Origin of the sequence: Sorangium sp. So ce124, from assembly GCF_051525235.1 — a bacterium.
GTDB classification, from domain to species: domain Bacteria; phylum Myxococcota_A; class Polyangia; order Polyangiales; family Polyangiaceae; genus Sorangium; species Sorangium atrum.
Window position 1 is genome coordinate 2,484,737 of sequence record NZ_CP150312.1, and the last position, 14,349, is coordinate 2,499,085.

At 70.6% G+C, this 14,349-nt stretch carries 11 protein-coding genes; 7 read left to right on the top strand and 4 right to left on the bottom strand.

The annotated features are described in order from the left end of the window. The first annotated feature begins 75 nt into the window (after positions 1–75). The 6 genes from WMF19_RS09415 to WMF19_RS09440 all read left to right on the top strand — a co-directional run bounded on the left by WMF19_RS09415 (position 76) and on the right by WMF19_RS09440 (position 7,379). Complete coding sequence (locus WMF19_RS09415; protein ID WP_437898780.1) at positions 76–603, top strand: hypothetical protein; 528 nt, start codon at positions 76–78, stop codon at positions 601–603. Positions 604–879: 276 nt separating this feature from the next. Then, a complete protein-coding gene (locus WMF19_RS09420) occupies positions 880–1,353 on the top strand; it encodes a hypothetical protein (RefSeq protein WP_437898781.1) in 474 nt (157 codons plus the stop codon). Positions 1,354–1,616: 263 nt separating this feature from the next. After that, positions 1,617–2,760, top strand: a protein-coding gene (gene prfB / locus WMF19_RS09425; protein ID WP_437898782.1) for a peptide chain release factor 2 whose coding sequence is annotated in 2 segments (ribosomal slippage) — positions 1,617–1,685 and positions 1,687–2,760 — 1,143 coding nt in all. Because the reading frame shifts where the segments join, the coding sequence is not laid out codon by codon here. After that, entirely contained in the window at positions 2,757–4,478 is a 1,722-nt protein-coding gene (gene lysS, locus WMF19_RS09430; RefSeq protein WP_437898783.1) for a lysine--tRNA ligase, read from the top strand. Before prfB ends, lysS begins: the two co-directional genes overlap by 4 nt. Then, on the top strand, positions 4,475–6,637 hold the full coding sequence (locus WMF19_RS09435) for an FtsX-like permease family protein (RefSeq protein ID WP_437898784.1): 2,163 nt from the start codon (positions 4,475–4,477) through the stop codon (positions 6,635–6,637). The genes lysS and WMF19_RS09435 overlap by 4 nt, the downstream gene beginning before the upstream one ends. 7 nt (positions 6,638–6,644) lie before the next feature. Further along, positions 6,645–7,379: an ABC transporter ATP-binding protein gene (locus tag WMF19_RS09440; RefSeq protein WP_272101325.1), complete on the top strand. Its 735-nt coding sequence runs from the start codon at positions 6,645–6,647 to the stop codon at positions 7,377–7,379. On the opposite strand, the gene WMF19_RS09445 is transcribed toward WMF19_RS09440, so the two are convergent. The 3 genes from WMF19_RS09445 to WMF19_RS09455 form a co-directional block, all read right to left on the bottom strand. Further along, positions 7,368–9,449, bottom strand: coding sequence for an FAD-dependent oxidoreductase (locus WMF19_RS09445; protein ID WP_437898785.1), 2,082 nt, complete (start codon positions 9,447–9,449; stop codon positions 7,368–7,370). The two genes, WMF19_RS09440 and WMF19_RS09445, sit on opposite strands and share 12 nt — an antisense overlap. Before the next feature lie 202 nt (positions 9,450–9,651). After that, positions 9,652–10,695 (bottom strand): arginine N-succinyltransferase, encoded by a 1,044-nt coding sequence (locus WMF19_RS09450; RefSeq protein WP_437328421.1) that lies wholly within the window; start codon positions 10,693–10,695, stop codon positions 9,652–9,654. Between the two features lie 187 nt (positions 10,696–10,882). Then, positions 10,883–11,626 (bottom strand): shikimate dehydrogenase, encoded by a 744-nt coding sequence (locus tag WMF19_RS09455; RefSeq protein ID WP_437898786.1) that lies wholly within the window; start codon positions 11,624–11,626, stop codon positions 10,883–10,885. Between the two features lie 149 nt (positions 11,627–11,775). Here WMF19_RS09455 and lepB point away from each other — a divergent pair, with 149 nt between their 5' ends. Next, the gene (lepB, locus tag WMF19_RS09460; RefSeq protein WP_437898787.1) at positions 11,776–12,510 is read left to right on the top strand and encodes a signal peptidase I; all 735 of its coding nucleotides are present in this window, start codon (positions 11,776–11,778) and stop codon (positions 12,508–12,510) included. A gap of 15 nt (positions 12,511–12,525) precedes the next feature. Here the strand turns inward: lepB and ftsH are convergent, their stop codons facing one another. Then, entirely contained in the window at positions 12,526–14,349 is a 1,824-nt protein-coding gene (gene ftsH, locus WMF19_RS09465; protein WP_437898788.1) for an ATP-dependent zinc metalloprotease FtsH, read from the bottom strand.

Genomic DNA, 14,349 nt, shown 5'->3' on the forward strand with positions numbered 1-14,349 from the left:
GCTCGTCCGACACGCGCGCGTCGCCCGCCCGCTTCGCGCCTCGACGCGCGGCCACGCGCGTGCCAATCGACGCGGGTGAGCTCTCCCCCAGCGAACGAGGCCCCCGAGGCGCGGCCGGATGGCTCGGACCTCTGCACCGCGTGCGGCCTCTGCTGCACGGGGCTGCTCTTCGACGTCGCGCCGCTCGAGGAGCACGAGCTCCCGCGGGCCGAGAAGCTGCGCCTGCCGCTCGCTTGCAATCGGTACCACGACGCCTTCAGCCTGCCGTGCCCCTGCCATCTCGACCGGAAGTGCACCGTCTACGAGATGCGCTTCTCCGTGTGCAGCAGCTACGAGTGCGGCCTGCTCCGGCGCTGCAAGGCGGGCGAGGTGCCGCTCGGCGAGGCGCTGTCCCGCGTCGAGCGCGTGCTGCGCCTGACGGACGCCGTGCGCGCGCGGGTGCCGCCGCTCGTGCCGCCGCGTCCGCTCTGGGACGAGGCCCGCGAGCACCTCCGCCGGCGTGACGCCGAGGACCCGTCGCCGGCATGGCAGAGCGAGCGGGAGTCGCTCGTCGCCGCGCTCGGTCAGCTCCGGGTCGCGTGCAGGGAAGGGCTCGATCCGTAGCGCCGGCGCCCCGCGAGGGCTGCGACGCCACGGCCCGTGGGAAATGGTCTTTCCCATGCCCGGGCTCCAATCTGCGGGCCGCACCAACGTGCTTTGGAGATCTCCCTCTCTCTATCCCGCAACGATCTCCAGGGCCCGCAGGACACCGACGAACGCGGAGACTCCCATGCTTCGTCCAGGCCGAGCGCGATCCGCCCTCGGCTGCGCGCGCGGCACCCTCGTCAACATGCTTGTCTCGGCCTCCCGGCGGCTGGCTCCACGCCGTATATACGACCCATGGAACCGACGATCCGCCGGCTGACCAACAAGTATTCTGCCATCACTGCAGTGATCAGCTTCGTCACTCAGCCCATTCCCGGCGCAGATGAGTTGATCGTGGTTCCCATTCATTACTACTTCTCCGTGTCGCTGACCCGGCGCCGGGGCGCGCCGCTCCGCAGGGCTCCGTGGCTGCAGGTGAGCAAGATCATCTGGGGTGGAGCGGCCGTGCGGCTCTTCGCCAACTTCACGCTCGGCCTCGTCCCGGTCGCCGGCCTCTTCTCCAATGCGGTCACCGCCGTCGCCTTGACGGAGTTCCTGGCCCGCTACCTCGACACCGCGCTGAGCAGCAAGGCGCCGCCTCCCGCGGTCTCCCTCAGGGCCATCCGGGATGCCCTGCGGAGCCCAAGGCGAGCGCGGAGAGCTCAGCGGCTCTGGTCCAAGATCCGCCGCGCCGCCCAGGAATCCGTCCCCGCGCCGACTCCTGGTTGAGGCGCCTTGTCGCGCTGGACGGGAAGAGCGGAGCTCGCGCGGCCTCGGGGCGTCCGGCGGCCGTGACGTGGTCCACCGCCAAGGAATCCGCGGCGCCGGGTCATCCGCCGCACCCTCTCCCGCCCGCGCGCCGCGTTGAAGAGCGCCTCGCCGGCGCGCCCGACGTGGAGCCGACGTGGACCCGCCTCGGTCCGCCCGCGCGCGGCGCTCTCGCCTGGCGTCTCTCCTGGCGATCGCCGCCCAGATCGAATAGATCCCCCGCCATGCTCTCCGAGACCCGCGAGAAAGTCCTGGACATTAAAAGGCGCTTTGAGGCGCTAAGGGGGCATCTTTGACGTCCCCAAGCTCGAACGGATGCTCCAGGACCTGACCCAGACGACGCTGTCGTCGGGGTTCTGGAACGATCAGGAAAAAGCCCAAGCCGTCCTCCGCAAGCGCGCCCAGGTCGAGTCGAAGCTCGAGGTGGCGCAGCGGCTCGGCCGTGAGATCGAGGATCTCGCGGAGTACCTCGAGCTCGGCGCTGCCGAGAACGACGAGGGCGTCATCGCCGACGCCGACGCGCAGGCCGACGCCATCGCCGGGCGCCTGCGCAAGGTCGAGCTCGATCGCATGCTGTCCGGCCCCGCCGACCGCGGCAACGCCATCGTCAGCATCCACCCGGGCGCCGGCGGCACCGACGCGAAGGACTGGGCGTCCATGCTCCTCCGCATGTACCTGCGCTTCTGCGAGCGCCGCGGGTACAAGACGGAGATCATCGACTACCAGGACGGCGACGAGGCCGGCATCGACGCCGTCACCCTCACGGTGAGCGGCGACGCCGCGTACGGCTATCTGCGATCCGAGGCCGGGGTCCACCGCCTCGTCCGGATGAGCCCGTTCAACGCCGATCACACGCGCCAGACCGCGTTCGCCGCCGTCGAGGTCACCCCGGACAGCGACGACGAGATCAACATCCAGGTCAACGAGAAGGACATCGAGATCACGACGATGCGCGCCGGCGGCAAGGGCGGGCAGAACGTGAACAAGGTCGAGACCGCCGTTCGCCTGCGGCACCTCCCGACCGGCCTCAACATCGTGTGCCGCGCCGAGCGCAGCCAGCACCAGAACCGCGCGATGGCGATGAAGGTCCTCAAGGCGAAGCTGTACGAGATGGAGCTCCAGAAGCGGGACGCCGAGGTCCAGGCCTACAACGCCGCGAAGAGCGCCATCAACTTCGGCAGCCAGATCAGGAACTACGTCCTCGCGCCCTACCGGCTCGTCAAGGACGTGCGCACCTCCACCGAGGCCACCGACGTGGACGCCGTCCTCGACGGCGATCTCGAGGGCTTCATCGAGGCCTACTTGCTCGCCGCGGCCGGCGGTTCGCTCAGGAAGGGCGGCTCCGTCGCGGAGGACGACGCTCCGTGAGCCAGCAAAAAGACAGACCGAACGACAAGAAGACCGAGCGGCTCGTGAAGGAGGCCGCCGAGGCGGCGCGCGCCGAGGAGACGCTGATCGCCACCCGCAAGGCGAAGGCGGCGCGCCTCCGCGCCCGCGGCGACAACCCGTTCGCCAACGACGTCACGGAGGGCGAGCCGCTCGTCGAGCTCGCGGCCGTCCGCGCCCGCTTCGACGGGGCGCGGGCCGCGGCCGAGCCGAGGCCCGAGGGCGCGGCGTCCGAGCGATCCGCCTCTGCCGCGGCGGATCGCTACGATCCGGCGCGCGTCGAGCCGGTCCCGTTCCGCGTCGCGGGCCGGGTCCTCTTCGTGCGCTCGTTCGGCGGCGTCACCTTCGTCCGGCTGCGCGACCGCACCGGCGAGCTCCAGCTCTACTGCGAGCAGGGGAGCCTCGCCGATTTCGAGCGGCTGGAGGACATCGATCTCGGCGATTTCGTCGAGGCCCGCGGCGTCGCGATGGCGACGCAGAAGGGCGAGCTCTCGATCCGCGCCGAGCGGCTCCGGCTGCTCACGAAGGCCTACCGCCCGCTGCCGACCAAGACGAGCTTCAAGGACGTCGAGTCGCGCTACCGCATGCGGTACGTCGATCTCGTGGCCAACCCGCACGTCGCGGGGGTCTTCCGCGCCCGCACCGCGATCGTCGCCGCGCTGCGCGGGTTCCTCGACGCGCGCGGCTTCCTCGAGGTCGAGACCCCGACGATGCACACGCTCGTCGGCGGCGCGGCCGCGAAGCCGTTCAAGACCCACCACAACGCGCTCGACCTCGGGCTCTTCATGCGCATCGCGCCGGAGCTCTTCCTGAAGCGGCTCGTCGTCGGCGGCTTCGAGCGCGTCTACGAGATCGCCCGCTGCTACCGGAACGAGGGGCTGTCGACGCGGCACAACCCCGAGTTCACGATGCTCGAGTACTACCAGGCGTACGCGACGTACGAGACGCTGATGGACGCGACCGAGGCGATGCTCCGCCACGTCGACGCCCGCCTCGCCGAGCGGCTCCCGGCCGAGCACGCGGCCTGGTCCGCGCAGCGCACGTACTCGCTCGAGCGCTTCGAGCGCGTCCCCATGGCCGAGGGGATCGCCCGCGCCCTGGCGAAGTCGGGCCTGCCGGCCGACGTCCCGCAGCGCGTCGCCGCGGACGACGCCCCGATCAAGGAGTGGGCGAAGGCGGCGAAGGCGAGCGGGCGCGAGATCGACTGGACGAACTTCCGCGCGGGCGCGAAGAAGTGCGAGTCGCCCGGTGAGCTCGTCTTCTGCGCGTACGAGTACGTGGTCGAGCCGTTCCTCACGAGGGACTACCGCACGGAGGCCGGCGACAAGAGCGTCCCTGTCTTCATCATCGACTATCCCTTCGAGGTCTCGCCGCTCGCGCGCAAGAAGGACAGCGATCCTTCGCTGGTCGACCGCTTCGAGCTCTTCATCGACGGCCGCGAGCTCTGCAACGCCTTCAGCGAGCTCAACGACCCCGAGGACCAGGACGCGCGCTTCCGCGCGCAGGTCGAGAAGAAGTCGCGGGGCGAGGAGGAGACGATGGATTACGACGCCGACTACGTCCGCGCCCTGGAGCACGGCCTCCCGCCGACGGCGGGCTTCGGCATGGGGGTCGATCGCCTGACGATGCTCCTCACCGGCGCGACCTCCATCCGCGACGTCATCCTGTTCCCGCTCCTCCGTCCCGAGACCGACGCGTGATCGAGCTCTCCAGGTCGTTGCAGGCCGCGCTCCTCGCCGCCGTCGCTCTTGGCATCGTCCTGCTCGCCTGGCGGGGCTACACCCGCTTCGACAAGAAGGGCGAGCTGGAGCCGCGGCGCCCCGGCGTCGTGCGCGGCGGGGTCGTGGTCGCGCTCACGGGCGCCGGCCTGCTCGCGCTCACGCTCATCGCGTCCAGCGGGCGAGCGAAGGGCCTCGCGCTCGTCGGCGCCTTCTTCTCCAGCAATACCGAGCTGATCGCCCAGCTCGTCGCCGCGCTGATCGTGGGCGGGGGTCTTCGGCTGTTCCGGGCCAGGGCGACCGCGGACAAGGCCCGGTGGCTCTCCGGCAGGTGGGGCTCCAAGGCCCGCGCGGGGCTCCGGGTGCTCGGCGCGATGTCCCTGCTCGCCGCGCTCGCGATCGTCGTCCTCTGGGTCGCGGTCCTGCCCATCCAGCCGACCTTCCGGTGGATCCTTGGAGGCGTCCTGTTCGGCGCGGGCACGGGCTATCTGGTCGCCGGGAGCCGCCCTGTCCGCAAGGGGCTCTATCGCGCGCTCGGCTGGTGGTGGGGCGCGCTCGTGGGCGTGGCGTTCGGTGCCACCGCGACGCTCACGGCCAGGATGCCCGTCGGGAAGGGCGCGTCGTTCAACGCCACGGATCAGATCATCCGCTTCACCGCGCTCGTCTCGAGCGTCGCCTTCCTGTTCTTCGTGCTGTCGGCGCTCCTGCCGATCGCCCTCGACGCGCTCGAGCGCCGGAGCTTCGTGCCCCACGTGGCCGCGCGCCACGTGCGCGCCTCGAAGAGCGGCTTTCTCACGGTCATCTCGGTCCTGTCGATGGCCGGCGTCGCCGTCAGCTCGTGCGCCCTGTGCTCGGTGACGAGCATCATGGGCGGCTTCGGCGCCGACCTGAAGCGCAAGATCCTCGGCAACAACGCGCACATGGTCGTCGACGCCTCCCGCCCCGGCGGCTTCGGCAACTGGGACGACAAGCTCACCCAGGTGCGCGTCGCGCTCGCGCCCTACGGAGGCGCCGCGACCCCGGTCGCGGCCGGCGAGGCGATGGGCTCCAGCGCCTCGAACACCGCGGGCGCCCTCGTCCGCGGCATCGATCCGGACACCATCGGGCAGGTCATCGACCTCCCCAAGAACATCGAGGTCGGCAGCTTCGACTACCTGCGCGATCCCGAGAAGCTGACGAGCCTGCCTCCCGAGGAGATCATCGGCCGAGGTCCGGGCGGTGAGCCGTACTTCAAGGGGCCGGACTTCCGCCAGCCGACGGACGTCGACCCGTCGGTGCGCGACTATTTGAAGCAGCAAACGCGCATCTACCCGGGCGTCATCATCGGCCGCGAGCTCGCGAAATCGCTCCACGTGCTCGTCGGGGACGAGGTGACCCTCCTGTCGCCGATGGGCGAGCTCGGCCCCACCGGCGTGATGCCGCGCTCCCGCAAGTTCCGTGTCGCGGCGATCTTCTATAGCGGAATGTACGAGTACGACGTCACGCACGCGTACGTCTTGATGGAAGAGGCGCAGAAGTTCTTCAGCCTCGACGACAAGATCACCCACATCGACATCCGGGTCCCGGATCCCGAGCGGGTGCAGGAGGTCCGCCCGGCCGTGGAGGCGGCCGTCGCCGCGAGCGCCGCGCTCGACGAGGCGCCGGAGGGAGGCAAGCCGCCGCCGCAGCTCCGCGTCCGCGACTGGATGGAGATGAACAAGAACCTCTTCAGCGCGCTCAAGCTGGAGAAGATCGCGACGTTCATCATCCTGTCCATCGCCATCGCGGTCGCGAGCTTCTGCATCGTCTGCACGCTGCTCCTCATGGTGACCGAGAAGGGCAAGGAGATCGCCGTCCTGAAGGCGCTGGGCGCCTCGGACAACGCGGTGATGCGCGTGTTCATGCTCGAGGGCGTGATCATCGGCGCCATCGGCACGATCTACGGTGTCGGCACCGCGCTCGCGGTCTGCACGGGCCTGTACTGGTTCGGTGTCCGGCTCGATCCGGACGTCTATTACATCGACCGGTTGCCCGTGAACGTGAACCTCTCCGACTATGCGATGGTCGCGGTCGCGTCGATGCTCATCTGCACCATCGCCACCATCTACCCGGCCCGCGCTGCCTCGAGGCTCTCTCCGGTCGACGGGCTCCGCTACGAGTAATCACTCCATGTCCACTCCGCTCGTCGTCGTCGAAGACCTCCGCAAGACGTTCGTTCACATGGGCCGCGAGCTCCACGTGCTCTGCGGCATCGACATCGTCATCAACCAGGGCGAGGTCGTGGCGTTCGTGGGCCCCTCCGGCGCCGGCAAGAGCACGTTCCTCCACTGCATCGGCACGCTGGACCTCCCGACGAGCGGCCGCATCCGCCTCGGCAACGACGAGCTCACCGGCCTCCCGGGCTCGCGGCTCGCGGCGATCCGGAACCGGACGATCGGCTTCGTCTTCCAGTTCCACCACCTGCTGCCCGAGTTCAACGCGGTCGAGAACGTGATGATGCCGGGCCTCATCCAGGGGAAGACCCGCCGCGAGATGGAGCCGCTCGCGCGCTCGCTGCTCGCCGAGGTCGGGCTCGCGGCGCGCGCCACGCACCGGCCGGGGGAGCTGTCGGGCGGCGAGCAGCAGCGCGTCGCCCTGGCGCGGGCGCTCGTCCTGTCGCCGAAGCTCCTCCTCGCCGACGAGCCGACCGGCAACCTCGACACCGCGACGAGCGACTCGATCCACCAGCTGTTCTTCGAGATGAACCGCAAGCACGGCACCACGATCGTGGTGGTGACGCACAACCTCAGCTTCGCCGAGTCGATGCCGCGCGTGGTGACCATGCGCGACGGGACGATCGAGAGCGATCGCATCGGCAGCGAGCGCGCCGCGGCCCTCGGGTACCGCGACGGCTCAGCCGGATAGCCGCTCGCTCAGGAGCTCGGCCGCGCGCAGCGACATGGCCATGATGGTCATCTGCGGGTTCACGCCGAGCGACGAGGGGATCGCGCTTCCATCGCACACGTAGAGCCCGGCGACGTCGTGCGCCTGGTGGTCCGGGCCGAGGCACGACGACCGCGGATCCACCCCGATACGGCACGTCCCGAGCGGGTGGAACGCGGCCACGTCGAGGTCGCCCGCCTGGATCTGCCGCGCCTTGAGCCGCTCCAGGTCCACGGGGCCGTTCACCTCGTCGCAGCCGGCGACGAGCGGCAGCACGCGCCGCGCCCCCGCGGCCAGGAACACCTCGCAGAGCAGCTCGACCCCGCGCTGCATCTTGGCGACGTCCTCCCGGTTCATCGTGTAGAGCACGAGCGGCGTGCCGCCGATCCCGGGCCTCACCTCGCCGCGGCTCGTGTCCTTGATCATGAACCCGAACGTCGCGAGGTGCGGGTACCGCTCCATCAGCTCCGTGTAGCGGTGCCCCGTCCAGGGCACGGCCAGCGCGGCGACGTCGAACGGGAGCGAGCCTCCCTCGAACATCAGCCCATCATCGGCGAAGTGGTCGATCTGGTAGCCCTGCGGGATGCCTTGCCACTGATCGATCCGCTCATCGAAGAGCGCCATCACCTTCGAGGCCGGGTGGATCGAGAGGTTCTTTCCCAGCGCGCCGCTCGACAGGCACGCTCCGCTCCGGCGCAGGAGCAGCGGCGTCATCAGCGCGCCGCCGGCCACGACGACGGCCTCCGCCCTGACCACGAGCCGCGGCCGCCGCCCTGCGCCGCTCGCCGCGCGGTCGCCGTTGCCTGCAGCCCTCGTGTCCCCGCCGAGCACTGCAGTCGCGCCCCGCGCGCGGCCCGCCACGATGTCGATCGTCCTGACCCGCGCCGCCGTGATGAGCTGCGCGCCCCGCTTCAGCGCCTCGGGCACGTAGCTCACGTCGGTCGAGCGCTTGGCCCCCGTGGGGCAGCCGAAGCAGCAGATCCCCTGTCCATCGCAGTCCGGCGCGTTGCGCTGGAGCGGCCCGTGCCGCAGGCCGAGCCGCTCCGCCCCGCGCCGGACGATCGGCCCGATCGCCCCGAGGTGGAGCGGATCCGCGGGGGCGACCTGGAGCATGCGCTCGACGCGCTCGTAATAGGGAGCGAGCCCGCTGGACGAGAACTCCGCCGGGAGCCCCATGCCGTCTCGCCACGACGCAAAGGTGCTCTCCGGAGCCCGGTAGCAAGTACCGGAGTTGATCACGGTGCTCCCTCCGACGGCGCGCCCCGCGAACACGGGGATATTCACGTTGCCGAGCGTCATATCGAGCCCGTGGTCGCGGTACATCTCCCGGTACGCGCGCGCGGGCCGTCCGGTGAAGCTCGAGCGGCGGTGAAAGTCGCCCTCCTCGAGCATGAGCACCGCGTGACCGCGCGACGCGAGCTCGTAGGCCGCGGCCGCTCCGCCGGCGCCGGTGCCGATCACGAGGACCTCGCACTCGAGCTCCAGGTCCTCCTCGACCTCGCGCCCGTCCGTCACCTGCGCGAGCCAGCGCGGCGCCTCGTCGCGCACCGTGGGCAGCTCGTAGCGGCAGCCGACGTGCTTGAACATCTCGGGCCGGTCGTAGTGGACGAACCTGAGCGGCGTGAGCGCGGCGCGGAGCAGCGAGCGCAGCGTCCGCGCCCGGCTCTGCTCGAAGCCGCGGAGCACCTCCATCCGCTCCTCGAGCGGCAGCGCCGACAGCGGTCTGAGCCGGAAGGGCAGGGGGGCGAGCTCTATCGCCCACAGCGCCGCGCGCACTCCCTGCGCCAGGTGCGGCGGGATCGAGCCGAGCCAGGCCGCGAGCCGGCTGGCGGTCGCGGCGCCTGCGCCGTCGAGGAAGCGCCCGGGCGGCATCGCCGCCTCGGCGAGCGCTGCCGCGATACGCATCTCCCGCCCAGAGAGCCTGGGCTCCGCGCCGCCCTTTGCCGCGGGGGCCCTCTCCGCGCCGGCATCCTCCCTCGGCGTCCCGGGCCAACGTTCCGTCCGCTCCAGCGCGGGCAAGCGCCCGAAATCGAGGTCCAATCCAAGGGTCATGGTCCTCCGAACCGCTCGTGAAAACTTCTGTTAATTCTGTAGCAACAGAATCGTTGCAGTGCAAGGCGGCCTGATCCGTTGGTGAACCTGGCGCACAGGCGGCCTGGTCCGTTGGCCTCGCGCCTCGCGCGCGCTGGACGTGGCGCGCAGGCGGCCTGGTCCGCTGATCTCGCGCGTGCTGGACGTGGCCGCAGGCGCCCTGTCACGGCATGGGCAGGACCCAGATCGGCGAGCGAGGCTGAAGATCGAGGTGCTTCCAGGCGTCCTCGGCGATCGCCATGCCGAGCTCTCCCTCATCGCGGAGGCTCGCGGAGACCGCGCGAAAATAAGGGGCGTCCGGGCGCTCGATCGCGAGAATGCCCTTCGGATCCGACGGGCTCGGGGTGAACGGGCGGCCCGCCTTCGCCCGGCGCGTATCGCTCACGAGCGAGATTTCGTCCATGCGGGCGGTGAAGTGCGGCCCTCCGTCGAACGGATCGACCCTGTGGGCGTAACGGAAGCCGACGCGGCGGAGCAGCTTCTCCACCCCCCGGGTCTGCGATCCGACCTTGCCGATCACGCGCTGCGCGTCCTCGCGGAGCAGCGAGGCGTAGATGGTCCCCTCAGGGAAGAGCCCCTTGATGAACTCCTTGTTCTTCTTGGAGAGGAGATCCGCGTCGGCATAGCTCATGTCGGTGAACTTGCGCCCGAGCGCTTCCCAGAGGTGGCTTGTCCCATCCGGCTCGAGCGGGGGCATCAGCTCCGCGAGGATCTCCTCCTGGAACAGCGCGGATCGCGCGGCCATGTAGAGGAAGCGAACATAGGAGATCATCGTGCCGAGCCGCTCGGGCCCCTGCCGGTACTCCGGCATGAGCACCAGCCCGCCGATCTCCGTGGGGCCGTTGTACGAGTAGCCGATGCGCAGCACCGTATGATGGAAGTGCTTGTCGATCGTGGCCGAGTACTTCTCCTCGTCGAGCACGTCGAAGAAGATGTAGGGGACGCCGCGCCGGCCGAGCTGAGCGATGATCATCGACGTCCCGACGATCATGCCCTTCTCGCCCTTCGTCAGGTCGACGAGGACGAAGACGTATTGGCGGAGGCGGGGATCCTGGATCGTCCCGTTGAAGCTCTTGTGGCTCTCGGCGACGATCTCGTGGATTGCGTCACGGTTGTTCGGCAGGTTGACCGAGTTCAGGTGGCGCGCGACATAGAGGAGCTGTTCCTCGTCGCCGGTCACGGCTGCGCGTATCTCGAACGAGACCATCGCCGGAAGCCTACGCGTGGCGCCCGTCCTTGGCCATTGCTCCGGAGGTTGTGCGCACGGCGCAGAGCGGCGGTCATCGCGCGCCCTGGCCGGCCGGACAGCGCGAGCCTGGCGCGGGACGTCGCGCGCGTCAGCCGAGCTGAGCGCGCAGCGCTTCGTCCGTGGCGCCGAAAGGCGGCTCCACGCGTCAGCCGAGCTGAGCGCGCAGCGCTTCGTCCATGGTATCGAGCGGCGGCTCCCGCCCGGTGTACAGCCGGAACTGCTCTGCAGCCTGGTGGAGGAGCATCCTCCCGCCGTGAACGGCGGTCGCTCCGCGCCGCCGCGCCGCCGCCACGAGCTCCGTGATCATCGGCTTGTACACGATGTCCATCACCAGGAGACCTTCCCGCAACGCCTCCTCCGGGACAGGGCTTCGCGGATCGACCTCGGCCATGCCGAGCGACGTGGCGTTCACGAGGACGCCGTGGTCGTGCGCGAGCGCCGCTGCGTCGAGCGGCGCGGCCGCCCCGCCGACCGCCGCCGCGAGCTGCCGCGCCTTCTCGAGATCGCGGTTCGCCACCGTGACGCGGGCGCCGCGCTCCGCGAGCCCGAACGCGACCGCGCGCGCCGCGCCGCCGGCGCCGAGGAGCAGCACCCGCGCGCCCCTGAGCTGCGTCACCTCCTCGAGCGCCCGCACCGCGCCGATCCAGTCGGTATTGTGGCCCCTGAGGCGCCCGTCATCGTTCACGATCGTGTTGACCGCCCCGATCCGCTCGGCGACGGGATCGAGCTCGTCGAGCAATGGAATTACCGCCTGCTTGTAGGGCATCGACACGCCGAGGCCGCGGATCCCGAGCGCGCGCATCCCGCGCGTCGCGCCTTCAACATCGGTCACCGCAAAAGGGATATAGGTAAAATCGAGTCCCAGCGCGCGGTAGCCGGCGAGGTGCATGGCGGCCCCTGTCGTTACCGGATGACGCGACATTGATCCGCAGAGTGTGAGGCGGCCCAGAGCTTGGGAGAGTGGTGCAGTCGATGAAGTGCAGCCGTGCATGCAGCGAAGCTGGCTTGTCTCGAGCGCGGATGCTAGCCCCGCCAGAGATGAGCGAGCCCAGCGTTCCCCAGCCGGCGGTGGAGGCCGCGGCGGTGTGCCTCCAGCCCGACAAGGCCGGACTTTTCATGCTTCGATCCGAGCGGGCGTTCGCGCGGCGCGCCTACCAGAGGGTCGCGCCGTTCGGGCGGAGCCTCCTCAAGATCCTCGCGGCGCTCGCGATCCTCACGCTGGGTCGCTCGACGCTCGCGGACCAGTACCACGTGCCCACCGGCTCGATGTGGCCGACGATCGCCCCGGGTGATCGCATCCTCGTCGACAAGGTCGCCTACGGGCTCCGCGTCCCGCTCATGGAGCATTACCTGTTCGAGCGCAGCGGGCCGAGCGCCGGCGACGTGGTGCTCTTCGCGGATCCGCGCGGCGGCTCCACCCTCCTCGTCAAGCGGGTGATCGCGCTCCCCGGTCAGACGGTGATGCTCCGGCGAGGCGTGCTGTACGTCGACGGCGCGGCGCAAGCGCTCGAGCAGCGCGGGGACGGCACGCGGGTGGAGCACCTCGGCCAGGTGACGCACGCGGCCGGCGAGACCGACTTCGACGCGTTCGGTCCGGTCGTCGTCCCGCCGGACCACCTCTTCGTGATGGGCGACAACCGCGCCGCGTCGCTCGACAGCCGAGCGATGGGGGCGGTGCCGAGAGAGCTCCTGCGCGGCCGTGTGCTCCGCGTCGTCTATCACTACGACGCCGCGGGCTTCGATCTGTCACGCGCTCTGCGGAGCGTGGACTGAGCGCGTCCTCTACGTTTACGTTTCCCTCCTCGCCACCATCTCCCTGAGCTCATCGCCGCTCAGGGTCTCGACCTCGTAGAGCCGGGCGGCGACGCGCTCGAGCGTCGGCCGGTGCCCCTGGATCAACGCGCGCGCCCGCGCCTCCGCGTCCGCGAGGATGCGCGCGACCTCCGCGTCGATCGCGCGCGCGGTCGCGTCGCTGCACTCGCGCGGCCCTGCGCCGGACGGCATCGCGCCCTGCGCTTCGCCGAGGAACGACAGCGGCCGGCGCGGCTCGAGCGCCGAGAGGCCGACCCCCTGGCCCATCCCGAGCTCGCGGACCATGCGACGCGCGAGCTCGGTCGCGTTGAGCAGATCGTCCTGCGCGCCGGTCGACAGGTCTCCGACGGCCTCCTCCTCGGCGACGCGCCCGCCCAGCAGCACGACCAGCCGATCGAGGATCTCCTGCCGGCTCCACAGGTAACGATCCTCGCGCGGCTGCTGGATCGTGTACCCGAGCGCGCCCGGCCCCCGCGGCACGATGGACACCTTGCGCACAGGATCCTGCGTCGGCAGCAGCGAGGCCGTCAGCGCGTGCCCCACCTCGTGGTAGGCGACGACGAGCTTCTCGCGCGCTCCGAGCCGCCTGCCACGGCGCTCGAGCCCCGCGAGCCCGCGCTCGATCGCCGCCTCCAGGTCGCCGTGTCCCACCGCCGCCGCGCCGCGCCGCGCCGCGAGCAGCGCCGCCTCGTTGACGATGTTCGCGAGGTCGGCGCCGACGAGCCCCGCGGTCTGCGCGGCCACGGCGTCGAGATCCGCGCAGGGATCGAGCGCCACCTTCTTCGCGTGCACCGCGAGGATCTCCTTCCGTTCGGCGAGGTCGGGCCGGTCGATGTGCACCCGGCGGTCGAACCGCCCTGGCCTGAGCAGCGCCGGATCGAGGATCTCGGCGCGGTTCGTCGCGGCGATCACGACCATGGCCGTGTGCGCGTCGAACCCATCCATCTCGGTCAGGAGCTGGTTGAGCGTCTGCTCCCGCTCGTCGTGTCCGCCGACGGACCCGCCGAGGCCGCGCACCTTGCCGACCGCATCGAGCTCGTCGATGAACACGAGGCAGTGCCCCTTCTCGCGCGCCTGGGAGAAGAGGTCGCGCACGCGCGCGGCGCCGACGCCGACGAACATCTCGACGAACTCCGACCCGCTCGCGCTGAAGAAGGGGACGCTCGCCTCTCCCGCGATCGCTCGAGCGAGCAACGTCTTGCCCGTGCCGGGCGGCCCCACGAGGAGCACCCCTCTGGGCATCCGCCCGCCGAGCTTCTCGTAGCGCTCGGGCGCTTTGAGGAAGTCGACGATCTCGCCGAGCTCCGTCTTGGCCTCGGCGTTGCCGGCGACATCGCGGAACGTCGCGATCGCGCCCCGCTCCTCGTAGAGCCGCGCCTTGTGCTTGCCGAAGGCGGTCGCGGCGCCCGAGATGGTCCCTGCCGTCGCCGCGCGGCGCGACGCGAGGTGGCCCATCGCGGCCAGACCGGCGAGCGGCAGCAGCAGCCAGAGGTACGGCGGCAACCCCAGCTCGTCCGCGACGCGCGTGTACGGGATCCCTCGCCGGTCGAGATCGGCGAGCAGATCCTTCTCGGTCTGCTCGATGCGCCCGGTGCGGTAAGTCTGCGGCGCGCGCGCGCTCAGGCCGGGCACCGCGCGCCCGATGTACACGTCGTCCCGGATCTCGATCTCGGCGAGCTCTCCGCTCTCCGCGAGCGAGCGGAAGCGCGCGTACGGGATCCGGCCGTCGGACGCCGCCATCACCTGAAGCAGCAACGCCGAGCCGAGCACCAGGACGAGAACAATCCAGAGCGACCGCAT